Origin of the sequence: Hyalangium versicolor, assembly GCF_020103695.1 — a bacterium.
Taxonomy (GTDB): Bacteria; Myxococcota; Myxococcia; order Myxococcales; family Myxococcaceae; genus Hyalangium; species Hyalangium versicolor.
In genome coordinates this window covers 264625-290346 of record NZ_JAHXBF010000006.1, presented here as the reverse complement: position 1 = coordinate 290346, position 25722 = coordinate 264625, and the positions used below count along the sequence as shown (strand labels likewise).

Below are 25722 nucleotides of genomic sequence, written 5' to 3'. Positions count from 1 at the left end.
CGGTCGGGGCGGCGCACTATCAGGTGGGCTGGAGGGCAGGCAAGAGAGAGGTGGTCCTCTTCGGGGTATCCCCCAGGGCCGGGGGGCAGGCCCTTCCGCCGGGGGGCAGCCTGTCAGCCAGCGAGCGGAGTGTTGGCTGGAAGGACTCCCCAGCACCCGAGGCGAGGGGCATTGGTTAATGTGACTGACGGCTATGGCCGACACACCCTTGCGAATCGTGAGCTACAACGTCCGCTACTTCGGTCATGCGCTCCGCGGCCTGGCGAGCACGGTGGGGCCGAAGCGCCGTGTCTCCTCGGCGATCGCCGCGTTGGATCCGCTGCCGGATGTCGTCTGCCTGCAGGAGGTGGAGACGACCTCGTTCCGCAGCTCCGTGGCGCACCGCCCCAGCCATCCGGGGGAGACGCAGCTGCAGGCCTTCATGGGGCGCATGGAGGAGATCTTCGGAACGCAGGGGCGGGAGATGCCCTACGACGCGTTCTACTTTCCGGCGCACCACTACAAGCTGGGGACGTTCTCGCTGTACACGACGGGCCTGGCGATGCTGGTGAACCGGAAGACGCTGCGGGTGGACCGGCACAACGTGGAGGCGCCGGCGCAGATTACGTACCACCACGTGGAGCGGCTGAAGGAGCGGAAGCAGAGCCGGATCTGCGCGCACATGCGGCTGCAGCAGGTGGGGGATGGGCGAGCCTTCCACGTGTTCAACACGCACCTGAGCCTGCCCACGCCGTTCGCCAAGGAGTTCTGGTCGACGAAGGACAAGATGGGGCGCGGGGTGAACCAGCTGCACGAGGCGCGCAAGCTGGTGGGGTTGTTGCTGGAGCACTCGCAGGGCGAGCCGTTCATCCTGGGGGGAGACTTCAACTCACCGCCGGCCTCGCCGGTGTTCCGGTACCTGAGCGAGGAGGCGCATCTCACGTGCGCGCAGGTGGCGGTGGGGCAGATTGATCCGTCTTTGATTCGCGGGTTCCCGACGGCGGGCTTCATGCACATGCGGATGCACCTGGACCACCTGTTCTCGGGGGCGGGGGTGCGGTGGGTGGACATGGAGGGGACGCGGCCATTCGGAGACGCGACGAGCCGGTTCTTCGGGCTGTCGGATCACATGCCGTTGATTGCCCGCTTCACGTTGGATGGCAGCGTGCCGGTCTCTCCGCCGGTGACGAACGGGGGCTGAGCGGCGAAGCGGGTTCAGGAGAGCGACTTCTCGAGCTGCTCCCAGGCCTGGAGGAGCTCGCGCGTCTTGCGTTCCGCGAGCTCCTGGAACTCGGGGGCGAGGTGGGCGACCTTGTCCGGGTGGTACTGGGCGACGAGGGTTCGGAAGGCACGGCGGGCCTCGTCCCTGGAGGTGCCCGGCGCGATGCCGAGGATGGTCCACGGATCCTTCTGGGCGGGCGGCGGCGGGGGAGCGGGTTCGGGCTCGGGCTCGGCGTAGGAGGCGGCGCGAGTGCCTCTCGGCGGAGTGGGCTCGGAGACGGGCGGACGGCGGGAGGCGTTGGGGACTCGGGCTTTGCGGGGGCCGGGCTTGCGAGCTGGATCCGGTGGCGGGATGCGAGGAGAGAGCTGGTTGAGGGCCTCCTGGAGGTACCAGAGGTCTTCGCGAGGGGTCTCGCGCTTGCGGACGACGGCGCGAGGGCGGCCGTTCTCGAGGAGGAGGTAGCTGCTCGAGGCGACGTAGGCCTGTTCCTTGTTGTTCGGGTAGAGGCGGGCTCCGAGGTCGCCGAGTGGATCGCGCCACATGCCTTCGACGGAGCCCTCGTCGGCGACGAGGACCTGGGTGACGGCATGGCCGAAGCTGGCCTCGAGGGTGTCGAAGGGCTCGCGCTGCTCGGGGGGAGTCATGCCAGGGCCATGGCGGACGCCCTTGATGACAAGCAATCCCCGCGTGCCGTCGACGAGGGCGAAGAGCTTGTCGCGCACCTGCCTGTCGGAGAAGAAGAGGACGTGAACCACGGTCTGGAGCCTACGCGTTCCGGGGCCCTGATGTGCACCTCGCGCCCGGGGTTGATGACTCGGGTACCCGAGTGGTGAGCGCTGTCACCAGGAACCGAGGTCGAAGCGAGCCTCGGGAGCCTCGGGAGTGGACGCTACCCCCGCGAATTCCCAAGCGAGGCCCCTTCCCCAGGGACCGAGACCGAGCTTCACGGGTGCTGGCACATCCGTTGCTGAGGACAGGGCTATCGCCACGAAGTACGGCTCCCGAAAGGACCTCCCCATGATCCGCTCCGTCCAAAGCCCCGCGTTGCCTCCGGTGTCCCTGCAGTCCACCGAGCAGACTCAGGCGCTCCAGCCGCAACTGAAGACCGCGACGGTGGAAGGGCTCTCGAGTCCGGTCGCCGAGAGGCTGCCGACGTTGAGCATGCCTCGGGACGAGTTCAGCCCGAGCTCGCCGAAGCTGGGAACGGTCATTCCTGCGTTCCATGATCATGGGCCCGTGGTGAACAACAAGCCCCTGGACCTGTCGGGGGCCGTGGCGGATCTGGGCGCTGGTCCGGTGCAGGACCCCTCCCGTTCCCTGGCCAACGCGAGGGACCAGCTCATCAACCTCGTTCCTCCGGCCCCAGAGCGTTCCCAATCCCTGACCCACGCGAAGGACCTCCTTGGTCCTGGCCCGGCGCAGGACCCCTCCCGCTCCAAGGTCAACCTGAGGGACCTGATCATCGACCACGGTCCGGTGCAGGACCCCTCCCGCACCAAGCTCAACCCGAGGGACTTCGTCATCGACCACGGCCCGGTGCAGCACGACCCCTCTCGCACCAAGCTCAACCCGAGGGACTTCGTCATCGACCACGGCCCGATACAGGACCCCTCCCGCACCAAGGTCAACCCGAGGGACCTGCTCGTCGACCTTGGCCCCGTGCACGATAGCCCCGCCAAGCTCAACCCGAGGGACCTGCTCGTCGACCTCCGCCCTGTGCGCGATGCCTCCGACTTCCATCCCAAGACGCACGGCATCCAGCCCTTCTCGCTGGAAGACGCCAAGAAGAACGACACCCCGGCGCTGCGGGACGCGATCCAGAACCTCAGCACTTCGCTGGACGGCTCAAGCACGTAGTCCGGGACTCCAGCGGCAGGAGCTGGGCATCATCTAGCGCGCGTGCGCACAAGTCCCTGCCGCTGTCGCTCTTTCTGGAGGGCCTGAACACAGTCCTTGAAGGTCTCCAATCCCAGCGCCTTCTGCGCTGCGCCAACCAGAGACCCGATCAGTCTCATGTCGACTTGTCGCAGGAGCTGAAGCGTCCATCATCCTCAGGAATTCCTGACACTGTAGTCCGGCGGCAAGTGGCGCTTGTCTCTCTAGGGCATCATCCACTCCAGGTTATCGACAACGCACCCATTAGTTCGAAGCGGTGTGCATCATGGGAACCTATATCTGTCCCATGCTCGTGGCCTCCGTCGTTCTCGTAGCAGCCCTCTGGATGATGCTCGTCGAGGCCAGGCGACCTGGCCGCTCCTTCCCCAAGGTCGCCCACTGGTATGGGCGAGCACTGGCGCTCAACGGCATCCAGGCCCTGAGCATCTTCACCGTCGGGCGCGTCGCGGATGGCTTCTTCCAGGCGCGCGGTGCGGGACTGTTGGGAGGGCTCGGGCCCATCAGCGGGGCCCTCGTCGGCTACCTCATCCACTCCTTCGTCTATTACTGGTGGCATCGCTGGCGCCACGAGGTGCCGTTCCTCTGGCGCTGGGTCCACCAGCTCCACCACAGTCCCCAGCGACTCGAGATCGTCACCAGCTTCTACAAGCACCCCATCGAGATCGCCGTGAATGGTGTCATCTCCAGCGCCGTGCTCTATGGCGCGCTCGGCTTGTCCCCGGAGGCTGGCACGGGCGCCTTCCTTCTCAGTGGGCTCGCCGAGCTGCTCTACCACTGGAACGTGAAGACGCCTCGCTGGCTCGGCTACATCATCCAGCGGCCGGAGAGCCATTGCGTTCACCACGAGGAAGGGCTGCACGCGTACAACTACGGTGACCTCCCGCTCTTCGACTGGATGTTCGGCACGCTCCGGAACCCGCCCGAGTGGCAAAAGACATGCGGGCTCGGCGCCGAGAACGAGACCCGCCTCGCCGAGATGCTCACCGGCGTGGACGTGACGCAGAAACCCGCGCCGGAGCCGAAGCCATGAGCTCGAGGCTGGGACTGGCTTCCGCCATCGGGTTGAGTGTGCTGGGCCTCGCGCAGATGGCCGGAGACTTGCTGGGTTCTCCCGCCTTGAAGGGCCTGGCAGCAGCCACATGCGCCTCCCCTGCTCCCAAGGTCTTCTCGGCGGTGCGAGGCTTTGAGACCTATTCGACGCGCTTCTTCCTGGAGTGGACGGACTGCGGCGGCGCCCCGCGGTCAGTCCCCATCACCGCCGAGACGACCGCCCACCTCGACGGGCCCTACAATCGCCGCAACGTCTACGGGGCGGCTCTCGCCTATGGGCCGGTGATGCCTCCCGAGCTGCGCGATCCCATCATGGCCCATGCGCTCTGCGGCCCTGGCAGGCTGCTCTCCGAGCTGGAGATCCCGGCACCCGGGCGCTGTTCCCCCTTCCGCGTTCGTTTCGAGCCTCTCCCGGGCACACGGATTCCGGCTGAGCTCCCACTGCTCATCGAGGCCCCATGCTTCTGAAGCACCTCCTCGGCCGCGACAACGGCTGGACCGGTGGGCAGTACAGCCTGGTGCGCATGCTGTTCGGCGTGTACCTGGCCATCCACTTCGCGCACTTGATCCCCTGGGGCGAGGAGGTCTTCTCCTCCGCGGGTGCGCTCCCCTCGAGTGCGAGCCCGCTCTTCCGCCTCTTCCCAGGCGTCTTCTGGATCAGCGACGCGCCCGCCTTCGTCACGGGCGTGCTCGTGGCCGCGTCACTGCTGTCGGTCCTGTTCGCGCTGGGCATCCGCGATCGTCTCGCCGCGCTCCTGCTCTGGTGGATCTGGGCTTCCCTCTTCGATCGCAACCCGCTCATCTCCAACCCGAGCCTGCCGTACGTCGGCTGGATGCTGCTCGCGCACGTGTTCCTGCCCCCCAGGCCCTACGGCAGCGTAGACGGGCGAGCCTCACCGGAAGCGGCAGCGGGGTGGCGCTTTCCTCAGCCGCTGCACCTCGCGGCGTGGCTGATGCTCGCGGCCGGCTACTCCTACAGCGGATACACCAAGCTCGTTTCGCCCAGCTGGCTGGACGGTACGGCCATCGTCGCCGTGCTGGAGAGCCCACTGGCACGTCCCGGCCTGCCGCGCGACCTGCTGCTCTCGCTACCTGGGCCGTGCCATGCCGTGCTCACGTACGGTGCCCTCGGACTCGAGCTCTTCTTCCTTCCGCTCGCGCTGTTCGCACGGCTGCGCCCGTTCCTCTGGCTCGGGATGCTCCTGATGCACCTCGGGTTGATCCTGGTCGTTGGCTTCGCGGACTTGTCATTCGGTATGGTGATGTTCCACCTGTTCACGTTCGACCCCGCGTGGCTCAGGAGACTGCCCCGAGCCCACGAAGCCCTGTCGCTCCGCGCCTGGGGCAGAATCGTCTCCCATGGGTGAAGTGAGGACCTGGACCGAACCTGTATGACTAGCAGACAGGTTCGGAAAGATGGCGCCGGACAGGGAGCCGGACAGACGCCCAGCTCAGGACCTGTGACTCATCCCTTTCAGGCCACTACCCCGGCGCCGCATGCACAGCACCAGCAGGAGAATGGCCCAGGTCCCACGGGTCCAGAGAGTAGAGCCCGTGGAGGAGCAATCCAGCACCGTCTTACCCGGAGGAGGAGCCTGCGGATTATCTGGAGGGGGCTGCGGATCATCCGGAGGCTCCGAAGGAGGTTCTGACGGGGGCAGCGCGGTGACCGTGACCTGGAGCGTGCAACGAGCCGTGTTGTGTGAAGCATCCGTGGCGATGACCTCGACCTCTGTGGTCCCCACGGGAAACCAGCTCCCCGAGGCAGGTGTGGCCACGAGGGAGACAGGCCCCAACGCGTCCGTGGCCTGCGCGGAAGGAAAGAAGACCTCGGCCCCCTTGGACCCGGAGGCCTGCGCCGACTGATCCGGAGGGCAGGACACGGAAGGAGGCTCCACATCGGCCACCGTCACCAGGAAGGAGCAGGAAGCCAACCGGCTGTCTACATCGGCCGTGGCGGTGACGAGAGTGGTCCCCGCGGGGAAGCGTGAGCCTGGGGCCACGCTGTAGCTCACGGGGCTTGGGAAGGGACTGCCATCCGCGGCGGTGGCCTCGGGCCAGGTGACGAGCGCCCCTGCCGCGCCCTCGGACGAGCCGAGCACGTTCTTCGGGCAACGGAGCACCCCAGGAGCCCGGCCCGCGGGCGGAACGATGGGAGCCTTCCAGAGTTCGAAGCCATGCACTCCATCGTTCGCGGAGAAGTAGAGCTCATCGCCCAGGCGCGCCAGGCTTGGCAGGGCCAGCTTCGAACCCGGCGGCAGGACGGAAAGAGGCACAGGGTACGTCCCCGCCACCGTGCCGTCCGACTGCCAGAGGATCCGCTCCCGCGTATCGAAGTCCTCCACGATGAGCAGCATCAGACCCTCTCGCTCGAGCAGGTTCGACATGGACAGGAGGGAGTAACGGCGGATGTCCGTGACGGGGAATGTGCCGGCCTCGGTGCCATCGGTCCTCCACAGGTTCCGGCGAAGGAGTCCTTCCGCGTTGACACTGTTGCCGATGAAGAAGAGCAGGCCGTTGTTCCGGCTGAAGGGAGAGAAGACTCCCGAGCCCCCCAGCGTGGGCACCAGATCCTTGACGAGGAACGTGCTGGACACCGTGCCGTCCGTCCGCCAGATCGCTCCATGGTCCCGCTCGTCCCAGGCGACAAAGTAGAGGCTCCCATTGAGGACGGCCAGTTGCTCGGGGGCTAGGTACTTGTTGCGCGGGTACCCGATGGAGTCATCGATCGAGACCGTTCCGCCGGGGGTGCCATCGGTCCTCCAGAAGGCGTGGCCCCAGCGGGCATCATTGGCGACGAAGTAGATGGGCCCCCCCTCGGAGGCGAAGGAGGCCGGCCTGGAGGAGACCGCGCCGGGCGAGATGTCTGCGAGGAGCACGGTGCCCTCCTTCGTTCCGTCACTGACGTACGGCTCGAGTCCGGTGCTGGGCTCCGCCTTTTCGAGGATCCACCGTTGCTCGCCCACCCTCAGCCCCTGATTGAGCTGTAAGGACTGCGAGATGGCGTCATCATCCAGGGCGGGGAGCGTCCCTGCGGTCGTTCCATCGGACATCCAGAACCACGGCAGGTTCGGCGTGAGCGTAGTGGCGAAGTAGAGAGGCTTCCCTGTGCTCCAGAACGAATAGGGACGAGAGCCCTCGGGCCCCGGCAGAACGTCCTTCAGCATGAAGGTGCCGGCCTCTGTCCCATCACTGGTCCACAGCTCGCTGCCGTGGAGGCCATCCTCTGCACTGAAGTAGAGCCGATCCTGGTAGGCGAACATGTTCGTCGGGGAGGCGTGGGCCAGCCCGACGAGCAGGTCCTTCACGAGCACGGTGCGCTCAGCCGAGCCGTCCGTCTTCCAGAGCTCTGCCCCGGTCACGCCATCATTCGCGCTGAAGTAGAGCGTACCGCCCACCACGGTGAGGGAGCGGGGGTTGGCGCCTTCGGGGCCGGGCTTCACCTCGCGCACGAGCTCCGTGCCCGCGGCCGTCCCATCCGTGCGCCACAGCTCAGTGCCGGACTCGGGGAGCGTCGCGGTGAAGTAGAGCCGGTCCTGAAACACCTTCAGCAGCGTGGGATTGGCCCCACCCGATGGCCGCAGGGAGGTGACCTTGACGGTGCCCTCGGGACTGCCGTCCGTCTTCCACAGCTCGCGGCCCGAGCCATCGTCGGCACTGAAGTAGAGCGTGCCGTTCCAGTCCGTGAGATCCGCCGGCTTCGAGCCCTGGGGGCCGGGCCGCAGATCCTGGATGAGCCAGGTGCCCTGAGCGGATCCATCCGTGCGCCAGAGTTCCCGGCCACTGGGGCCATCCGCCACGAAGAAGAGCAGGCCGCCGACCTGGATCAGATCCGAGGGCATCTGCCCGGTGAAGCCCGGCCACACGTCCCTCAACTTCACTGTGCCGTTGGTGCTCCCGTCGCTCCGCCAGAGTTGTGGCCCCGAGCCATCATTGAAGCTGAAGTAGAGCAGCCCACCGGCTTCCGTCAGGTGCAGCATGCTGGGAGTCGGCGCCCAGTTGGGAGTGATGTCCTTGACGAGGACCGTGCCCTTCTCGGTGCCGTCCGTCTTGCACAGACTCGAGTAGAACCCGCGTTCATAGCCAATGAAGAAGACCGTCCCTCTGGCGGCGGTGAAGTCCAGGAAGGCGCTCGTGAAGACGTCGGGGAACGTCTTGACGAGGACGGTGCCAGTCTCGGTCCCATCACTCTTCCAGATGGACATGGGATAGGCGGCGCCGTCTGCGAAGGGGGCTGTGGTGAAATAGAGAGTCCCCTGGATGTTCGTCAGCTCGCGCGGGCGTGAGGAGCCTGGGCCCGGAAAGAGATCCTTCACGAGCACGGTACCGGCCTCGGTGCCATCGGTCCGCCAGAGTTCCTCGCCGGATTGGCCGTCGCTGGCGACGAAGTAGAGCGCGGTTCCCAGGAGGACGCGGCTGGGGCGGCCCGGATCCACGGGTGGGACGCTCAGCCCTCGAAGCGGGACAGTGCCCGCCTCGGTCCCATCGCTGCGCCACAGCTTGCCCTGGACCGAGAACACCAGCGTGTCCCCCAGGGCGATGAAGTCCTCGGGGTTGCTGCTGAGCACCTCTCGGGCGCTCGTGTTGATGTCCGCGACGAGGCGGGCTTGGCCCAGTGCGCCGGAGGGCGCCACCAGCGCTGCGGTTTGGGAGTGCGGAGCCTCCCGAGCGGGTGAAGGATCCGCGCAAGCCGCGACGCAGACCCATGCCAGGATGCACGTCAGGCTCCCGTGGCCGTTCATGATGCTTCTCCTCGGCGGACTCAGGCCCCCGGAGTGCTCTCATCCGCCGGCCACGGTGGAGGGGGCAACCCGCGACCGTGATTGTTACGTCGCGTGGGAGAGGACGGTCAAGACCCCTGCTGAGGGCAACCCCCGGGGCTGCTTCGACTGAGCTATCGTCACGCCCTCCCATTCGCGAGGCACCGATGCGACGAACCCACCGTGAACTGTCCCGAGGGTCTGCCGTCCTCGCCGCCTGCGCACTCCTCACCGCCTGCGTCACACCCCGCCCTGCTCCCACCCAGTACTCACAGACTGTCGACTCTCCCTCCAACTTCTGTCGCACTCACCCCCTCCTCTGCAAGCCTCAACCCGGAGAGCAACTCCCCAGCGTCCCTCCTCCCTTCTCCGGGCCTTCTTCCGCCGCTCTCAACATCGCTGCCGCAGCCAAGGTCATCCAGGTCGTCATCGACGCCACCCTCGAGGCTCAAATCCGGCAGGCCCTCAAGGAGTGCGCTGACAAGGCTCGCTCCGACGTCATGTTTCAACACTTCCAGCGCAGCCCTACCCGTGAAGAGTGTCTCAAGGTCGTCGAGCACGACGCACGGGGGCAGCCCGTCACGCGCGCCATGCTCCTGGGCCGCCTCCAGCACACCGCAGCGCTCCAGTGCGCCGAGCAACGGCTCCAACAGCTCACCCCTGGCGGCTTCACCCTCTCTGCCCGCTATCGCTACAACCCCGCCACCGGTGAGACCGAGTTCCTCTCTCCTGAGCAGGTGAAGGCCCTTCTCGCCCAAGGCCGAGCCGCCGAACTTCTGGGCACCATCGAGCCTGACGTGGTCATTCACCTGCCCGGCCAGCCGCTCCACATCCAACTCGTCTTCGACTTCAAGTTCCCTTGCGTCAACACGGACCAACCGATTCCGTGGCGGAAATACCCCTCAGGCCATCCCCTCCAAGAGGTGTCGCAAGACAGTGCATACAAACTGGTATTGAGGGTAGACCCCTGGCGCGTACAACCCCATATCGGAGCCTTCAGGTGAGCGTGCATTACCCCCGCATTCGCATTCAGGCCGAAAATGGCTTTGTCGTGGTCCGTGAGGGGCTGGACATCACCTTCTACATGCGCCACCGCCATGACGACATCGCGCCCAAAGTGCACCTGGCACTCGAAGCCTACTTGCGCTCCGTAGGTGCCGACGCCCTCGGCTGGTACGCCGATGATGAAGGGGAGTTACAGCCCCTCGACATTGCAGGTTGGGAACTTGTCTGGCGCCAGATGCGTGCTCCCTCCTCGGCTGCCATTCAACTCTTCGACGCCTCCAACACCGAGACCAGGTATCGCTTCGAGTATTGGGGAAGAACCCTGGAAGACACCCCGCTCTTCAAGAAGGCGAACATCGTGAGCGCGGTCAGCTTCTGGCTGCCTACTGAATTCCTCGAAGAGCATGGCCCAGGGCACGTGCGCGAGCTGGCCCTGGAACTCGCGGCTCACCTACCGTTCTGCTCCGGCCATGCAGGCCTTTCCTTCAACGGAGACCTGGACCTGTCTGGCGTCGCCCCACACGTCTCTCCCTATTACTTCCGCTACCCAGGTCTGGACATTCCGAGAATGAGCTGGCGCTCCCTGCATCTGGGAAACCGCGTCGTCGGCCCCCAATGGCTGACCTTTCTCGGCCAACCAGTGCTGGGTGAACTGGGCGGAGCCGCCGCCCTGCGCTCCCACCTCATCTCGCCAGAAACCACTGTCCAAGCACTGGAGGGTGACAGAGCCGTCGTCACGCTCGGTCCCTGGCCCGAAGCTGGAGACACCGAGCGCGGCGACACCCTACCCGCATACCGCGAGCTGGCTCGCGTCCTGGAACCCTGGCTCTTCCGCGAGCCCAATGGATCCATGGCCGGTATTCCCCGCCAGGATGTTCCTCGCTGGGAGCGCCGCTTCCTCGACTGAGCTATTCTCGTGCACCCCCATCCGCGAGGTGTCGATGCGACGAACCCACCGTGAACTGTCCCGAGGGTCTGCCGTCCTCGCCGCCTGCGCACTCCTCACCGCCTGCGTCACACCCCGCCCTGCTCCCACCCAGTACTCACAGACTGTCGACTCTCCCTCCAACTTCTGTCGCACTCACCCCCTCCTCTGCAAGCCTCAACCCGGAGAGCAACTCCCCAGCGTCCCTCCTCCCTTCTCCGGGCCTTCTTCCGCCGCTCTCAACATCGCTGCCGCAGCCAAGGTCATCCAGGTCGTCATCGACGCCACCCTCGAGGCTCAAATCCAGCAGGCTCTCAAGGAGTGCGCTGACAAGGCTCGCTCCGACGTCATGTTTCAACACTTCCAGCGCAGCCCTACCCGTGAAGAGTGTCTCAAGGTCGTCGAGCACGACGCACGGGGGCAGCCCGTCACGCGCGCCATGCTCCTGGGCCGCCTCCAGCACACCGCGGCTCTCCAGTGCGCCGAGCAACGGCTCCAACAGCTCACCCCTGGCGGCTTCACCCTCTCTGCCCGCTATCGCTACAACCCCGCCACCGGTGAGACCGAATTCCTCTCTCCTGAGCAGGTGAAGGCCCTTCTCGCCCAAGGCCGAGCCGCCGAACTTCTGGGCACCATCGAGCCTGACGTGGTCATTCACTTGCCAGGCCAGCCTCTCCACATCCAACTCGTCTTCGACTTCAAGTTCCCTTGCGTCAACACAGACAAGCCTGTTCGTTGGAGGCAGTATCCCAAGGGGCACCCTTACGAAAACAGGTTTCAGAACGAACTCTACGAGCGCGCGCTGAAGGTCACTCCCAGGCGCGTGCAACCTCATCTCGGTGTCATGGAATGAGCGAGCACCCTCCACGCATCCGCGTCCTGGCTGAGAACGGATATGTCCTCGTCCGTGAAGGCCTCAGCATCACCTTCTACATGAGGCATGCCCATGTCGAGTTGGCCCAGTCCCTGGAGCACGCGCTGAAGACCTACCTGCGCGCGGTGGGTCCAGGAGCTCTCGGGCTCTACGCCGATAGAGACGGAGAGTGGCAGGCTCTCGACGCCTCGGGATGGGAGCTGATCTGGAGCCAGTTGCGTGAAGATCCGCAGGCCTCCCTGGACCTACAGGATGGCTCCAAACTCGAATGCAGGTACCGGGTCGAATATCGAGGCAGGTCCGTCGACGGTCATTCCGCTTTCGACAATGCCTCCGCCGTCAGCGCCGTCAGCTTCGGGCTCCCCTCCGAATTCCTGGAAGAGCATGGTCCCAGCCGCGTGCGCGAGCTGGCACTGGAACTCGCTGCCGCGCTGCCGTTCTGCTCAGGTCATACAGGCCTGTCCTTCCTTGGCGAGTTGGACATGGCTGGCGTCGACAGACGTATCGCCTCCTCCTGTTTCCGCTACCCGGGCCTGGATATTCCTGATCTGAGCGGACGCTCGTGGAAGATCGGCACCCGTGTCATCGGCCCCCAGTGGCTGACCTTTCTTGGCCAGCCGGTGCTGGGCGAGCTGGGTGGAAGCGCCACCCTGCGCTCCCGTCTCCACTCCCCGAACACCACCGTCCAGGAGTTGGGCGAGGACCGAGCCGTCGTCACACTCGGGCCATGGCCCGAAGCCGGCGACACCGAGCACGGTGACACCCTGCCCGCATACCGAGAGCTGGCTCAAGTCCTAGAGCCCTGGCTCTTCCACGAGCCCCATGGCTCCATGGCCGGCCTGCCTCGCCAGGATGTTCCTCGCTGGGAGCGACGCTTCCTCGACTGAACACTCCTCGTCCTCCTATCCGCAGAGCGAGACAGAGCAGCAGGCAGTAGATGGACACACCCTATCAGCAGGGAGTTGTGAACCGTGTGGCCACCGGCCTCACGAAGTGATCCGGCATGGACCGACATGTTGCCGTCATGTCAGGCAAGTGTCTGGTCAGCACCACACCGGATGAGAATGCGAGAAGGCGGCTCTCGACAGAGGTGCGCCGTGTTGAGGAGTGAAAGGAGTCCGCTGCCACCGTCTACGCCCAGAGACGGTTTGTCCACGGCTGTGGACGGAGATGCGCGCAACGCCAGGGATGGCGACGTGGCATGCGGCGCGCAAGAGCAATCCAACGCCGCCCGCGACAAACATCCAGACACGGTGAGTGGTTTCACCGTGGCGTTTGCATCGGTGCGCACAGCCGTATGGCGGCACGGAGCGAACTCACACGAAGCACTGAACTGAGGAGATAGAAATGAAGAGGCTTACGATGATGTCCCTGCTGTGTGCGGTCGTTGGTGCGTCCATGCTCACTGCCTGCGGAGCCGAACCCAGCGACGGCGGTCAGGAGCCGGAGATGCCGTCTCAACCGGATATGCAGCCCCAAGGACAGGCCGACATCGAGCCAACGCAGGAGCTGGCACAAACGGCGGGTCTGACGACCGTCTGGTACTGCTACCGCGTGCGTGACAATTCCTACCAGGGCACCGTCGCGATCTGGTGGGGCCATAAACCGAGCGACGCGGCCTGGGCATGCAACAACTGGAAATCCGCATGCGGCAACTCCCCGGGTGGCTGCTTCGCGACCTACGCCGGGTATTACTAGGGCATGAAGCCCCCAATGGGCTGGTGAGTCAGAGCGACCGTTGGCACTGACTGGAAACAGTCCTCCAGGAACGCGTGCGAGATCTGGTCGCACGTTCCTGGAGCAGGAAATTCGAGCGCATGGACGCCCAGAAGCTTGAACTCTGGGAGCGCCAGCTGGCTCGACCTCGCTGCGGCATGCAGAGGAAAAACGATCGCGCTGACTGCGATCGCTGCGCCGTGCTTCTGGAGGATCGCTTCCACTGGGTAGGTCGGACGGCGCCTCCGTTCCGCGCTCGCGCGCCCATTCTCCATAGACCACCGTCCACACGAACCCAACGCCGCTTCCTCGACTGAGTGGCCCAACCCGCTCCAGCCACCTCCCGCCGCACGGCAACACGGCGTTCTGGTAGCCTCAACCCAAGAGGTCCTATCAGAATGTCCCTACCCAGCACAGCGTGGCTGGCGTGTGCGTGTCTGCTGTGGGCGGCCGCCACGTCCGCCCAGTCCCGCGCACCTCGCGAGAAGAAGGAACGGCAAGCATCCCTCCTGCGCGGCCCCACCGTTCCCGCGCCCCAGGTACGCGTGGCCGCGGGGGTGCTCTCCTCCCTGTTCTTCAACGCCCCTCTGGCAAGCGCCCAGTTGGAGGGCCGCGAGCGCTTCACACGCCTGGACGTCGGCGAGCGCGCCCTCTACCTCGAACCCGCCCTGGAACTCGCCCCCACCGAGCGCCTGGCCCTTCATCTCGTCTTCGCGGATGGGCGCGAAGCCGTCATCCTCCTCATCCCCCATCCCAGCGAGGTGGATACACGGGTGGACTTCGCCCTCCCGGAACGCTCCGCGGATGCCTGCGAGCACGAGCTGGCCACCACACTCGCCCGCTGTGAAGCCCAGAGCCAGGAACTCAAGGAGCTCCAGTCCCAGCGCAGTCCGGGCGCCCTCGCACTGGCCGGCAGCTTCGATCAATGGATCTTGCGGACGTACCTACCGAAGAGTGACAGCCCAGGCCCGCTCACTCTCGTCCGTGGAAGGACGTACCGTCTGAGAGGGTGGGTGGTGCTGACCCTGAGCGTACGGAACACGAGCGCGGCGCCCTGGACACCCACCCTCGCCTTTCTGACTCCCGCCGCGCCAGGTGTACGCGTGTGGATGGTTTTCCCGGCGAACGCCGCCGTGGCCCCTGGAGCGGAAGCGGAGATCGCCATCGAGTTGAAGTTGCCCGCCCCCGGCAAGCTCCGGGAGCCAGGTGCGAAGCATGACCTGACGCTGTGCGACAGCGCCCGGGAGCGCTGTCTGTCCTTCCCCAGCCCCGAGCTCGAGTAGACGCTCGCGGAGGCCCTGTCACCCATGAGTTCTCAGCCGGATCCCACGAACCTTCCACCCGGTACCTTCATCCAAGGCTGGCGAGTGGTGGAGAAACGCGGCCAGGGCGCCTACGGAGTCGTGTACCGCGCCCAGCTGCGGGGACAGGACTTTGCCTTGAAGATCGCGCAGCACCGCGCGGATAGCGGGGACTCGGCGCACACGGATGAGCGCATCCGCCGGGAGATGACCTGCCTGAACCTGGTCAACCACCCCAACATCGTCCGGGTCTGGGGCCACGGGCGCTGGTTGGATCCTCGAGAGGGCTTCTTCTTCATCGTGGAAGACTACGTGGACGGGGACACACTGGCCGGGTGGGCGGAGCACGCGCACCCCACCTTCCGCCAGGTGGTCGCGCTCCTGGAGCCCGTGGCCGACGCGCTGGAGGCCGCACACCAGGACAAGATCTTCCATCGCGACATCAAGCCCTCCAACATCATGGTGCACAGAAGCAATAGCGTGCCCGTGATCACCGACTTCAGCGTGGGCGAACATCCCCTGGCTGAGGAACTGACGGAGGGTATGCCCCCCGGCACGCGGCGCTACCGCAGCCCGGAAGCCTTGAAGGCCGAGCGCCAGCACGAGCCTGGGGCACGCTATTCCTACCAGGCGGCGGATGAGCTCTTCGCGCTCGGGGCCACCCTGTATGACATCCTGACGGACCCGCTGCCCACCGAGAGGCGTGCGCGCCTGCCTCTCAACAACGAGGCGCTGCCACCGCCCTCGCCCGTCAAGGTCAACCCGCGGGTGCCCCCCGCGCTGAGCGATCTGACCATGGCCCTGCTGAACCCGAATCCCCGGCTCCGGCCACCCTCCGCCGGCACCTTGCGCGGCTTCCTGGCGGAGCTGAAGGCGGACCCGGACCAGGCCTGGGATGAGCGGGTGTACCCACCCTCGGCGCGGCGCAGGACAGCCCTCCCTCCTCCCAAGACCCGCCAGGGCCTGTCCAGACAGGGCTGGGCACGGACCGCTCTCCTGGGATGCGCGCTGCTGGCCCTGCTCCTCGGAGCCATCACCTTCTTCGGCGCGCGGGGAGTAGACCTTCCGGCGGAGACTCCAGCATCCCACGCTCCACAGCAGCGCCCACTCCCCAAGGAGGACACCCCCGTGAGCCCCGTGAGCCCCAAACCCAAGCCGACTTTCACGCAGTGCGCCGCGCTGATCGGCACGATGGCATTCCTGGAGATGGGTTGTGCCACCGTCCACACCCGTCCTGAGCCCGGTGAGTGCCCCGAGGAAGCAATGAAGTTCATGAGGAAGTTCGGTCAACCCAATGACTACAGCCGCTACATCGGGATCGTGCTCGACCCGAAGAAGCGCAACAAAGACGACAGCACAGAGGTGGCCCTCTACGAGAACGGCCCCATCACCAGTGAATTCGATAGCGTCTATGCCCGAGAGCTCCCCGAAGGCACCCTCCTGGAGGGGCATCTCTGGGTCGCTCCAGGCAACCTGGTCTTCGGGCGGTACACACGCGCTCGCCGTCCGGATGGCACAACGGTCCCCATCTGTGTGGAGCTGTGCAACGAAAACAATGCCGCGGGCTGGCCAAAAGATCGCCCCGACCCTCGGGAGGGCGCTGCCCTGTTGATGCCCTTTGCGGGGGCCTGCTTCACCGAGCGCTGGCACTGAGAGGGGCCCTGTAACCCTCCTTTACATTCCGGCGCCCTGCGCGCCCGCCACCCCCACAGCAAACGGATAACCTGGTGGGTCATTCCCTTTTGGGTTACGTTATGGGTAGTATCCTCCCTGTCAACGATGGGTCCTCGTCAAGCGACGGAGGCGCTTCCCATGTCATCCGCATCACGCCCCTGGCATCCCCAGGGCGTCATCCTTTTCTCCCAGGATGGCGTCTCCTACGAACTCCTCCGCGAGCTGGAAACCAGTCACCACGGTGAGTCCACGGTGCTCGCGCGCCAGCGCACGGGCCGCTCCATCGGGGGACAGGTGGTGATCAAGCGCCTGCCACTCACGGACGTGGACGCCGCCACACGGGACCTCATCCGTACACGCCTCCAGGAAGAGGTCCGCCTGGCCACCTACCTCCAGCACCCGAACATCGCCCGCGTCCACCGGAGCCATGAGACTCCGGATGACTTCTTCGTCGTCAGGGACTTCGTGGAGGGCTGGAGCCTCAACACGCTCCTCACCGCCTCGATGATGTGCGGCGTCCATCTCTCCGAGGCCTTCGTCCTCCACGTGGGCGTGGAGGTCGCCCGCGCCCTGCACCACGCCCACACGCGCGTGGACGAGCAGGGCCATCCGCTCCAGATCCTCCACCGCGACCTCAACCCCCGGGGCATCACCTTGGGGCCGCTCGGCGAGGTGACGCTGACGGACTTCGGCCTGGCCCACTCGCGCCTCCCCGGCCGCCGCCCCACCACGCTCCCGCGTCCCCGGGGCAACGTCTACTTCGCAGCGCCCGAGGCCCTGCTCGGCGGCAACCTGGATGCACGGTCGGATCTCTTCTCCCTGGGTCTGGTGCTCCTGGAACTGGCCACCTGGAATCACCTCTACAACCTGGACGCCTCGGCCTGGGACGCACTGCCAGAAACGCTCACCGCCCCCATCAAGGAGCAAGTGCTCGGCGCACTCCTCACCGCCGCCGCAGCGGCGCTGCCGGACGAGGTGGACGAACTCATCCTCCGTGCCGCCACCTATCGCCCGGAGGAGCTGGAGCGGGTGCTTCAGCCCGTGAGCGAGCCTCTCCGAGACATCCTCCGCCGCCTGCTCCAGCGTGAGCCCTCGGCCCGTCCCTCCACGGCCGCGGAGCTGGAAGTGGAGTTGCGTGCCTGTCTCGCCGCGCGCGGCTCGGTGTACGGCGCGGCCGAGGCCGCCGCGGAAGTCCGCACCTCGCTGGCCGCGGCCAGCTCGAGCCAGGAGCACGTCACGGCCACGGAGCCCGGCGTCTTCCCCGAGTGCATCCCCCTGTCTGCCGACGACATCACCACCGAATCCGGCCGCCGCGCCTGAGGCCGAGCGCCTCTGCCGATCGCCCATGCCCAAGACACGCGAAGCCCCTCAGACGCGCATCATCCGGAACGGCACCCACGGCCCCGACGAGCCTCCCGCCTCCATCGACACGCTGATCACCCTCCTCCAGGAGCATCCGGTGGCCTCCTGGACGACGTGCCGCCCGCTGAAGAAGACGCCGACAGCGACCTTCTTCTGTGGCGAGTTCCGCAACCGCGAACACCCCTTCAGCATCCTCACCACCGAGCCCGCCGTCGCGCGCCGCCTCACCGACGCCTTCACCTCCAACTGTGAGCGCTTCCACCTGGAGGCCGATGAACCTCGCGCGCGAAGGTCCCGCACGGGCACGAAGGGGGGACGGCGCAAGCGCTGAGGCCCGGGCCCACACGCGTGGGTGCACGGGACGCAGCCCCTGCTCGCCCGGCTGATCCAGCCTCCCTCTCCATGCCTAATCTCCCACCAGGAGGGATGCGCGCCCTTCCCGAGCGACCCGCACCCGGGTGAGGAGGCTCGCTCGCGCACGTGCAGCGCCTGCCTGCGAAGCCCCGCGCACTCTGGGAGGAGCCCGTCAGTGACGCGCTCAGCCGCTGACGATTTCAAGCTGCTCGTCGAAGCCATCGCCGACCCGCTCGTGGCCTGCGATGGCCAGGAGCGCATCGTCCACCTCACCCCTCCCGCCGAGCGGCTGCTCGGCTGGACGAACGAGGAACTGCGCGGCCGGCCCTTCACCCTCCTCGTCCCCCAGCGCCTGCACCACGTCGATGGCTGCCCCCTGTTCCACTACCTGCTCGACAGACAGCCCCTTCGGGGAGGCTGTCCCATGCTCCTGCCCCTCCAGCGCCGGGGCGGCGAGGAGCTCCTGCTCGAGGTGACCGCCGGCCGGGCGGGCCAGGATGAGCACCAGCGCCTCGTGCTCTCGCTGCGCCGCGTCCCCGAGTCCCCCAGCTTCACCCCCGAGCCCTTCGCCCAGGATGTCTCCCTCCAGCTCTGGCACGACGGGCACGCCAGCGCCACGCGCCCCTTCAGCGCCGCCGACCGTCTCTACCAGGCCATCATCGAAAACGCCCCGCTGGGCATCCTCCACTTCGACAAGACGCCCGTCATCACCCTGTGCAACGACTACTTCGTCCGCATCATCGGCTCGTCGAAGCGGCTGCTCATCGGGCTCAACCTGCTCACCCTGAGGGACGAGCAGATCATGAGCTGCGTGCGCGCCACGCTCACGGGCCAGCACACCTACTACGAGGGCAACTACGCCTCTGTCACCGCCCAGAAGGTGACGCCCGTGCGCGTCCACTTCGCGCCCTGTTACGACGAGCACGGCCAGCTCAATGGAGGCATTGGCATCATCGAGGACGTCACCGTGCAGCGGCGCATGGAGGAGGAACGCGCCACCCAGTCCGCCCTGGTGGACACGCTGTTGCGCACCGCGCCCATCGGCATGGCCTTCCTGGATTCCCATCTGCGCTACGTGCGCGTCAACGACATGCTGGCGCGCATGAATGGCAAGCCCGCCGATGAGCACATCGGATGCCGGCCTCGAGAGATCCTCGGTCCGGGAGGCACCAAGCTGGAGCAGGTGCTCCAAGACGTGCTCGAGACAGGCAAACCGCTGGAGCACCTCGAGATGAACAGCCGGGACTTCTACGAGGACGGGCCGGTGCACCACTGGGCCTCCAGCCTCTATCCCGTCCGCGGCAAGGACGGCCGGCTGCTGGGCATCGGTGCGATCGTAGAGGACATCACCGAGCGCAAGGCCGCCGAGCAGGAGCGCGCCCGGCTCTACCGCGAGGCGCAGGAGGCCATTCGCGTGAGGGATGACTTCCTCACCGTCGCCTCCCACGAGCTGAAGACACCGCTCACTCCGCTCTCGCTGCGCCTGGCCAGCCTCGAGCGGCGGTTGGAGCAAGGCGAGCCCGCGGACCCCTCCTCCCTGCGCCACGCCCGCCAGCACCTGCTGCGACTCACCGCGTTGATCAACGATCTGCTGGATGCCTCGCGCATCGAGTCCGGCGGGCTCGCGCTGCACCCCCAGCCCACGCGGCTCGACGCACTCACCGAGCATGTCATCCGCGTGACGGAGGGCACCCACGGCGCCGAGCACCGCATCGCCTTCCACCCCTCCTCCACGCCGCTCCAGGTGCTCGGGGACCCATACCGGTTGGAACAGGTCATCGCCAACCTGCTGGAGAACGCGCTCAAGTACAGCCCGGATGGGGGCACCATCGACGTGGCCCTGGAGCCACGGGACGAGCTGGCCCTGCTGTCCGTGAGAGACCCCGGCATCGGCATCCCGGCCGACCAGCAGCAGCACCTCTTCGAGCGCTACTTCCGCGCGCGCAACGTCTCCACGCACTCGTACGGGGGGCTGGGGCTGGGGCTCTACATCTGCCGCGACATCGTCGAGCGTCACGGCGGCCGCATCTGGGTGGAGAGCGAAGTCGGGCGCGGCTCGACATTCTATGTCGCGCTACCGACACTCCAGCAGAAGCAAGGCTCCCTCGAGCAGGCGTCCGAGCACTCCGTCCACTGAAAGTCTTGCAGGTGGGGCTGCAAGAATGACAGGCCGGGTGTCCGTGGGTGATCGCCCCCCTCGCTCAACCGCCCGCAATCCCATGTCCCGAGGGCTGGCACGCGGGCTGCTAATAGAGAGGAGCGGGAGGATCACTACAAGCAAATGGACGCCATGACGACCGAGACCCCCACCCTGACTCGTGAGAAGGACGGCTGGCTGATCCGCGTGAAGATGGGCGGACGCATCCAGGAGGTTCGCTGCACCAATGAGGTCCAGGCTCGCTACTTCGCGGTGATGCTGGCCCTCAACCCGCTCAAGCCCACGCGCTTCCGCAACTGAGGGCTCCCAAGAGAGCCCGAGGCGCCATGCACCTCGGGCTCGGAGGAGCTCACGGGGCGGAGGCAGTGTTGCCAGTTCCTACGGGTGTTGCATATCGCACCGGCTTGTCGCTGACGGCCGCGCCGATCATCCCGGACTGATACCCATCCTCGAACATGGAGTAGGGGAACGAGGATGGGTTCGCACTGACCTGATCGAGTTGCCGCCGCAGCTCCGCCGGGAGCTCGAAGTCGAGCGCGGCGAGATTGTCCTCGAGCTGCGCCACGCTGCTCGCGCCGAGGATGACCGAGCCAATGCCCGGCTGGGTCGCGACCCAATTCAGGGCCACCTGCGCCATGCTTCGCTCAACCTGCTTCGCCACCGACTCGAGCGTGGCGACCACCCGCCAGTTGCGTTCGCTGAACAGCCGCAGCTGCTGCGCGGTCGCATCCTTCATGAGCCGCCCGAAGCCCTGGACGCCACTCTCACCTGGCCGGTACTTGCCGGAGAGTAGGCCCAGGCCGAGCGGGCTCCACGCGGTGATGCCCATGCCCAGCGACTGCGCCAGCGGCACGAACTCGGGCTCGATGCTCCGCTCGATGAGCGAGTATTGGAGCTGGATGTTGATGAACGGCGCCTGGGAGTGAGCCTCCGCGAGGGTCTGCACGCGCGCGGCGTACCAGGCGGGGACATCGGACAGCCCCGCGTAGCGGATCTTCCCGGCTCGGACGAGATCATCGAACGCACGCACCACCTCCTCGGCGGGGGTGATGCGGTCCCATGTGTGCAGCAGGTAGAGATCGATGTAGTCCGTGCGCAGGCGGCGCAGCGAGGCCTCCACGGCGCGGATCATGTTCTTGCGGCCATTGCCGCTGGCGTTCGGGTTGCCGGGCTCGAGCGAGTAGGCGAACTTGGTGGTCAGCACGACCCGGTCTCTTGCGCGCGCCTCGGAGATGAACTCGCCGAGCATCGCCTCGCTCGTCCCGTGGGTGTAGAGCTCGGCGGTGTCGATGAAGTTCCCGCCCGCGGCGAGGTACCGGTCGAAAACAGCTCGGGAAGTCTCCTTGTTCGTGCCCCACGAGCCTCGGGCTCCATCGGTTCCGAAGGTCAGCGTGCCGAGGGCCAACGGACTGACCCGAAGACCCGAACGGCCGAGCAGATAGTAGCGATCCAATGACATGTGCGGACTCCATGGGTGAGCGTCACCGCCGTGGCTCGCCACGCCGATGACGTTATTGACACATCAGTCCAGAATCAGGCGTGCGAAGACGGACGCGCGGTCCTGGGTACTTCCTAGCGAGCCCTCAGGCTCTCGATGGCAAACTGGGCGATGTCTCGAAGGGCTTCCGGGGAGACGCCTGCCTTGGCGCTGACCCGGAGGCCTTGGAGGGTGTTGAGGAGGAAGCGGCCCGCCGCCCGTTCATCGACATGAGTGGCCACCTCGCCCTTCTGCTTGGCTTCCCGGACGACGCTCTCGAGCGTGGCTTCACACATCAGCCCGCTGGCCTTCGACAGGGAGGCGACCTCCGGGTCCGCCTGTGCGCACTCCGTGATGGCATTCACGCCCATGCAGCCCCGAGCCCTCCTGGCCGGCGGCTCATTCGCGATGGCCAGGAGGACGTCTCGAAGCGCGGACAGAGGAGAAGTCCCGGCGCGCAGACGTTCGACCATGGCGGCCTGGGAGTCGGCGTTGTAGCGCTGCAGCGCCTCGAGGAAGAGGCTGTGCTTGTCGCCAAAGGTGTCGTACATGCTCTGGCGTCCGATGCCCATGGCGCGCAGGAGCTCGTCCGTCGAGGTCGCCTCGTAGCCCTTCTCCCAGAAGACGGCCACAGCCCGCTTCACTGCCTCGTCGCGATCGAACTCCTTGGGACGTGCCATGACCCATGTGTAATGATTCTGGACTGTCCCGTCAACAATATCGAGCAGCCAGCGAAGCGAGCCGATGCAGGGCCCTTGCTGCCGCTCATCCGGTACCCCAACTCACGGGTAGGAGTCTCGAGGAGGGTCCAGGCATGAATGCGCGCGGAATCTCGGAGCACGAGGTGCAGGTGGCGGCGGAGCCCGGCGTGCTGTTGGAGGGCAGCCTGACCGTACCGGAGCAGGCGTTGGGCGTGGTGCTCTTCGCCCACGGCAGTGGCAGCAGCCGCTTCAGCCCTCGCAACCGGCACGTCGCCAGCGTTCTCCAGCAAGCGGGCCTGGCGACGCTCCTCATGGACCTGCTGACACCCGAGGAGGAGGAAGCGGAGCGGTGGACGCGGCACCTGCGCTTCGACATCGAGCTGCTCGCGCAGCGGCTGATTGGAGCGAAGCAGTGGCTGATGGAGGAGCCCGAGGTGCAAGAGTTCCCCATCGGCCTGTTCGGCTCGAGCACCGGGGCCGCCGCGGCGCTGGTGGCCGCTGCGCGTGAGCCCGAGGGCATCGCGGCCGTGGTCTCCCGAGGTGGCCGGCCGGATCTGGCTGGGCCCCTGCTCCCTCATGTCCACGCTCCCACGCTGCTCATCGTGGGAGGAGATGATTTCCCCGTGATACCGCTCAACCGTGAGGCGCTGGATGCGCTGCGCACGGACAAGCGGCTGGAGCTCATCCCTGGAGCCACCCACCTCTTCGAGGAGCCGGGAGCCCTCGATCAGGTGGCCCGGCTGGCGGGGAGCTGGTTCCTCCAGCAGTTCGCCGCGACCTCGCACGAGGGCCGGCCCGGCCAGGCACCGGTGTAGCGAGTGCGGGGCTCGATTCAGAGTGGAGGCACGCTCGTGGCGCACCGCGACCCCGGCTGCGCCTTGGAACAGTCCTCCGGCTGAAGTAGGGCCGCCTCCTGGAGGTAGGCGCGCGACAGAGCCAGGCTCTCGCGGAGGCGGGCGATCTGCCCCAGGTCCTGCAGCATTTGGGCCTCCATACCCGCATCGTTCACCTGCTGGACCCAGCGCAGCCCGCGCAGGGCGTGCTCACGCGCCTCAGGCAGCCGGTGCCCGGCGGTGTAGAGCTCGGCCAGCGCTCGCTCCAGCTCGGCGCAGCGGTCATCCAGCCCCTGCTGCTCGCACGAAGCGATGGCGGCGCGCAGCGTGGTTTCCGCCTGGGCCTGCTCGTTGGCGCCAAACTGCGCCTTGGCCCGCTGCAGCTCGGCGTTCGTCAGGAACCACGGGTCTCCCACCGCGCGCGCGGCGGCCTGGTAGAGCTCCACCCGCGCAGGCATCAGGTCGAGCAGCGGGAGCGCGCCCAGGAGGATGTCCTGCTCGCCCGAGGCCTGGAGCTGGCGGATGAAGCCCTCGGAGGCACCCGGCTCCAGCTTGCCCGCGAGCACCTGGGCAAAGGTGGCGGCGAGCGGAGCCCGCTTGGAGAAGTCACGCTGCGTGGTGCGCTCCAGGTAGTCCTGCAGCACGCGCCCGCCGTAGTGCGCATCCAGGGCCTGAGCCACGGGCATCAACGCGCGGACGCGCTCGGCGGTGGGCGCGGACCAGACGGCCAGGTACAGGTAGCGACGCGCCAGGGGCGGGGCATCGCGCACCTGCTCAGATGACAGGATCGGGCCCTGCTCCGCCATGGCCTTGCCAGCGTCCCGTACGGCCATCCACCGGCTCTGACGCTCCTGGTGCTTGCGCTCAAGCAGGGTCCTGCGCTCGCGGGCCTCGTCGCTCCATCCGGGCTCGTTGAGAGCAGCCACCTTGCCGAAGCTCTCCGCGGCCAGCAGGTCCAGCCCCAGCTCGCGCAGCACGAGGCCCCGGTTCCACAGCGCGGGCGCATGGTTCGGCGCCTTCTCCAGCACGCCCTCCAGAAGGGTCAGGGCCTCCTCCAGCTCTCCCTTCGAGAGCGCCACCACCGCGCGGTCGCTGTCCACCTCGGGCGAAGCCGAGAGCTTGCCCAGATACGCGGCGGCCCGCTCGCGCTCGCCGCTCAGCAGGAAGGTGGTGGCCAGGCCGTACAGATCGCCCGCCTTCTCCAGCTTCACCTGCGTCTCCAGCGGCACCACCTCCACGGGGCGCTCGTTGCCGGAGCGCTTCACTCCATACGGCCGCCAGCCGCTGGCGCCGCCATAGCTCAGGCGCGCCTCCATGGAGCGCGTGGGAGCCAGCGCGAGCGCCTCGGGCCCCACTCCCTCCGTCCCGCCCCCCGGATTGCGGAGCACGACCACGGCGAAGGCCGCGGCCAGAACGCCGCCCAGCAACACCGTGAGCCCAGCGCGCTGACGGCGGCTCCACGCGGGGCGAAAGGCGCGGGGCGAAGTCCCCTCCGAAGCCCGAGGGCTCTCCGCCATCCGGGCTGCCTCCGCCGGTCGGGCTGCCTCCTTCGACGGCACGGGCTCCGTCGGTATGGAGGCCTGCTTCCCCTCCAGCTCCGCCAGCCGCCCGCCCAGGGACTGGAGCTGAAGGATATCCTCCAGCTCCTCCTGGCACTGCTTGCAGGTGCCCAGGTGCTTGCGGAAGTCCTCGGCCTCGGCGGGCTCCAGCTCCCCGTCCGCGAAGGCGTGCACGAGGTCATGGATGTCATCGCCCATGTCGGACACGCCGCTCATGCCTCGCCTCCGGATACTACGGGCAGCAGCAACTCCTTGAGGCGCCGGCGCGCGCGGATCAACCGCGTGCCCACGGTGGCCTTGGGAATGCCCAGCCGTTCGGAAATCTCGATATAGGAGCGGCCCTCCAGCGAATGGAGCTGGTAGACGAGCCGGAACTCCTCGGGGATCTGCTCCAGTGCCTCGCGGAGCTGCTCGGGGCTGATGGCCGCCCAGGCGGGCTGCGCCTCCGGCTCGGGCGCGGCGACACGCTCCTGCAGGTCCTCGGCGGAGACGTCCGCCCGCTGCCCGCGGGCGCTCGAGCGGCACTGATCGATGAACAGGTTGCGGAGGATGCTGAGCAGCCAGGCCCGGAAATCCGTGCCCCGCTTGTAGCCCCCAAGCTTCTCGAGCCCCCGCTTGAAGGTCTCCTGAACGAGATCCGACGCCTCGGAGGCGTTGCGGCACAGCTTCAGGGCGGCGGCGCGGAGGACGGGCTCATGCTCCGGGGCGTTGGCTGCGAACCACGCGCTGTCAGGAGCCGAAGGTGGGAAATGCCGGGAATCCACGCGGGCGGCAGGCTGGTCCGTCCGCTCCCAGGGAGTCAAGCTCCGAAAGAAGACGGACGCGCCGAACAAACCAGCACGCTGTAGGGCAACCGCGCTCATGTAATTCGAGAAC

The 25722-nt window shown here is 67.0% G+C and carries 23 protein-coding genes; 15 read left to right on the top strand and 8 right to left on the bottom strand.

What is annotated here, in order from left to right:
- Positions 1 to 193 precede the first annotated feature (193 nt).
- The gene (locus KY501_RS15015; RefSeq protein ID WP_224363623.1) at positions 194 to 1180 is read left to right on the top strand and encodes an endonuclease/exonuclease/phosphatase family protein; all 987 of its coding nucleotides are present in this window, start codon (positions 194 to 196) and stop codon (positions 1178 to 1180) included.
- 14 nt (positions 1181 to 1194) lie between these two features.
- On the opposite strand, the gene KY501_RS15010 is transcribed toward KY501_RS15015, so the two are convergent.
- The gene (locus KY501_RS15010) at positions 1195 to 1956 is read right to left on the bottom strand and encodes a J domain-containing protein (RefSeq protein WP_224363622.1); all 762 of its coding nucleotides are present in this window, start codon (positions 1954 to 1956) and stop codon (positions 1195 to 1197) included.
- 262 nt (positions 1957 to 2218) lie between these two features.
- Here KY501_RS15010 and KY501_RS15005 point away from each other — a divergent pair, with 262 nt between their 5' ends.
- The 4 genes from KY501_RS15005 to KY501_RS14990 all read left to right on the top strand — a co-directional run bounded on the left by KY501_RS15005 (position 2219) and on the right by KY501_RS14990 (position 5514).
- Positions 2219 to 3058 (top strand): hypothetical protein, encoded by an 840-nt coding sequence (locus tag KY501_RS15005; protein WP_224363621.1) that lies wholly within the window; start codon positions 2219 to 2221, stop codon positions 3056 to 3058.
- 304 nt (positions 3059 to 3362) lie between these two features.
- On the top strand, positions 3363 to 4127 hold the full coding sequence (locus KY501_RS15000) for a sterol desaturase family protein (protein WP_224363620.1): 765 nt from the start codon (positions 3363 to 3365) through the stop codon (positions 4125 to 4127).
- A complete protein-coding gene (locus KY501_RS14995; RefSeq protein WP_224363618.1) occupies positions 4124 to 4615 on the top strand; it encodes a hypothetical protein in 492 nt (163 codons plus the stop codon). Before KY501_RS15000 ends, KY501_RS14995 begins: the two co-directional genes overlap by 4 nt.
- Positions 4606 to 5514: an HTTM domain-containing protein gene (locus KY501_RS14990; RefSeq protein ID WP_224363617.1), complete on the top strand. Its 909-nt coding sequence runs from the start codon at positions 4606 to 4608 to the stop codon at positions 5512 to 5514. Before KY501_RS14995 ends, KY501_RS14990 begins: the two co-directional genes overlap by 10 nt.
- An 84-nt stretch (positions 5515 to 5598) precedes the next feature.
- Here the strand turns inward: KY501_RS14990 and KY501_RS14985 are convergent, their stop codons facing one another.
- The gene (locus KY501_RS14985; protein ID WP_224363616.1) at positions 5599 to 8889 is read right to left on the bottom strand and encodes an ELWxxDGT repeat protein; all 3291 of its coding nucleotides are present in this window, start codon (positions 8887 to 8889) and stop codon (positions 5599 to 5601) included.
- A gap of 287 nt (positions 8890 to 9176) precedes the next feature.
- Positions 9177 to 9785, bottom strand: coding sequence for a hypothetical protein (locus tag KY501_RS14980; RefSeq protein ID WP_224363615.1), 609 nt, complete (start codon positions 9783 to 9785; stop codon positions 9177 to 9179).
- Positions 9786 to 9907: 122 nt separating this feature from the next.
- Between KY501_RS14980 and KY501_RS14975 the strand changes: the two genes are divergently transcribed.
- Entirely contained in the window at positions 9908 to 10819 is a 912-nt protein-coding gene (locus KY501_RS14975; RefSeq protein WP_224363614.1) for a DUF3396 domain-containing protein, read from the top strand.
- Between the two features lie 136 nt (positions 10820 to 10955).
- Here the strand turns inward: KY501_RS14975 and KY501_RS14970 are convergent, their stop codons facing one another.
- Complete coding sequence (locus KY501_RS14970) at positions 10956 to 11672, bottom strand: hypothetical protein (RefSeq protein WP_224363613.1); 717 nt, start codon at positions 11670 to 11672, stop codon at positions 10956 to 10958.
- 14 nt (positions 11673 to 11686) lie between these two features.
- Between KY501_RS14970 and KY501_RS14965 the strand changes: the two genes are divergently transcribed.
- From KY501_RS14965 to KY501_RS14930, 8 genes are all read left to right on the top strand, one after another.
- A complete protein-coding gene (locus tag KY501_RS14965) occupies positions 11687 to 12598 on the top strand; it encodes a type VI immunity family protein (protein ID WP_224363612.1) in 912 nt (303 codons plus the stop codon).
- 475 nt (positions 12599 to 13073) lie between these two features.
- The gene (locus tag KY501_RS14960) at positions 13074 to 13409 is read left to right on the top strand and encodes a hypothetical protein (protein WP_224363611.1); all 336 of its coding nucleotides are present in this window, start codon (positions 13074 to 13076) and stop codon (positions 13407 to 13409) included.
- Between the two features lie 416 nt (positions 13410 to 13825).
- Positions 13826 to 14710, top strand: coding sequence for a DUF2381 family protein (locus KY501_RS14955; protein ID WP_224363610.1), 885 nt, complete (start codon positions 13826 to 13828; stop codon positions 14708 to 14710).
- Positions 14711 to 14734: 24 nt separating this feature from the next.
- Entirely contained in the window at positions 14735 to 16381 is a 1647-nt protein-coding gene (locus KY501_RS14950; RefSeq protein ID WP_224363609.1) for a serine/threonine protein kinase, read from the top strand.
- 159 nt (positions 16382 to 16540) lie between these two features.
- Positions 16541 to 17722, top strand: a complete 1182-nt coding sequence (locus KY501_RS14945) for a serine/threonine-protein kinase (protein ID WP_224363608.1) — start codon at positions 16541 to 16543, stop codon at positions 17720 to 17722.
- Between the two features lie 25 nt (positions 17723 to 17747).
- A complete protein-coding gene (locus tag KY501_RS14940) occupies positions 17748 to 18095 on the top strand; it encodes a hypothetical protein (RefSeq protein ID WP_224363607.1) in 348 nt (115 codons plus the stop codon).
- A 198-nt stretch (positions 18096 to 18293) separates the two neighbouring features.
- Positions 18294 to 20255, top strand: a complete 1962-nt coding sequence (locus KY501_RS14935) for an ATP-binding protein (protein WP_224363606.1) — start codon at positions 18294 to 18296, stop codon at positions 20253 to 20255.
- Positions 20256 to 20408: 153 nt separating this feature from the next.
- Positions 20409 to 20576, top strand: a complete 168-nt coding sequence (locus KY501_RS14930; protein WP_224247571.1) for a hypothetical protein — start codon at positions 20409 to 20411, stop codon at positions 20574 to 20576.
- A gap of 49 nt (positions 20577 to 20625) precedes the next feature.
- Here the strand turns inward: KY501_RS14930 and KY501_RS14925 are convergent, their stop codons facing one another.
- Together KY501_RS14925 and KY501_RS14920 are read right to left on the bottom strand one after the other, a co-directional pair.
- On the bottom strand, positions 20626 to 21735 hold the full coding sequence (locus tag KY501_RS14925; RefSeq protein WP_224363605.1) for an aldo/keto reductase: 1110 nt from the start codon (positions 21733 to 21735) through the stop codon (positions 20626 to 20628).
- A 113-nt stretch (positions 21736 to 21848) separates the two neighbouring features.
- On the bottom strand, positions 21849 to 22433 hold the full coding sequence (locus KY501_RS14920) for a TetR/AcrR family transcriptional regulator (protein ID WP_224363604.1): 585 nt from the start codon (positions 22431 to 22433) through the stop codon (positions 21849 to 21851).
- 134 nt (positions 22434 to 22567) lie between these two features.
- Between KY501_RS14920 and KY501_RS14915 the strand changes: the two genes are divergently transcribed.
- Positions 22568 to 23269, top strand: coding sequence for a dienelactone hydrolase family protein (locus tag KY501_RS14915; protein ID WP_224363603.1), 702 nt, complete (start codon positions 22568 to 22570; stop codon positions 23267 to 23269).
- A gap of 17 nt (positions 23270 to 23286) precedes the next feature.
- Here the strand turns inward: KY501_RS14915 and KY501_RS14910 are convergent, their stop codons facing one another.
- Both KY501_RS14910 and KY501_RS14905 read right to left on the bottom strand, forming a co-directional pair.
- Positions 23287 to 25062, bottom strand: a complete 1776-nt coding sequence (locus tag KY501_RS14910) for a zf-HC2 domain-containing protein (protein WP_224363602.1) — start codon at positions 25060 to 25062, stop codon at positions 23287 to 23289.
- Entirely contained in the window at positions 25059 to 25610 is a 552-nt protein-coding gene (locus KY501_RS14905; protein ID WP_224363601.1) for an RNA polymerase sigma factor, read from the bottom strand. Before KY501_RS14905 ends, KY501_RS14910 begins: the two co-directional genes overlap by 4 nt.
- Positions 25611 to 25722: the final 112 nt, after the last annotated feature.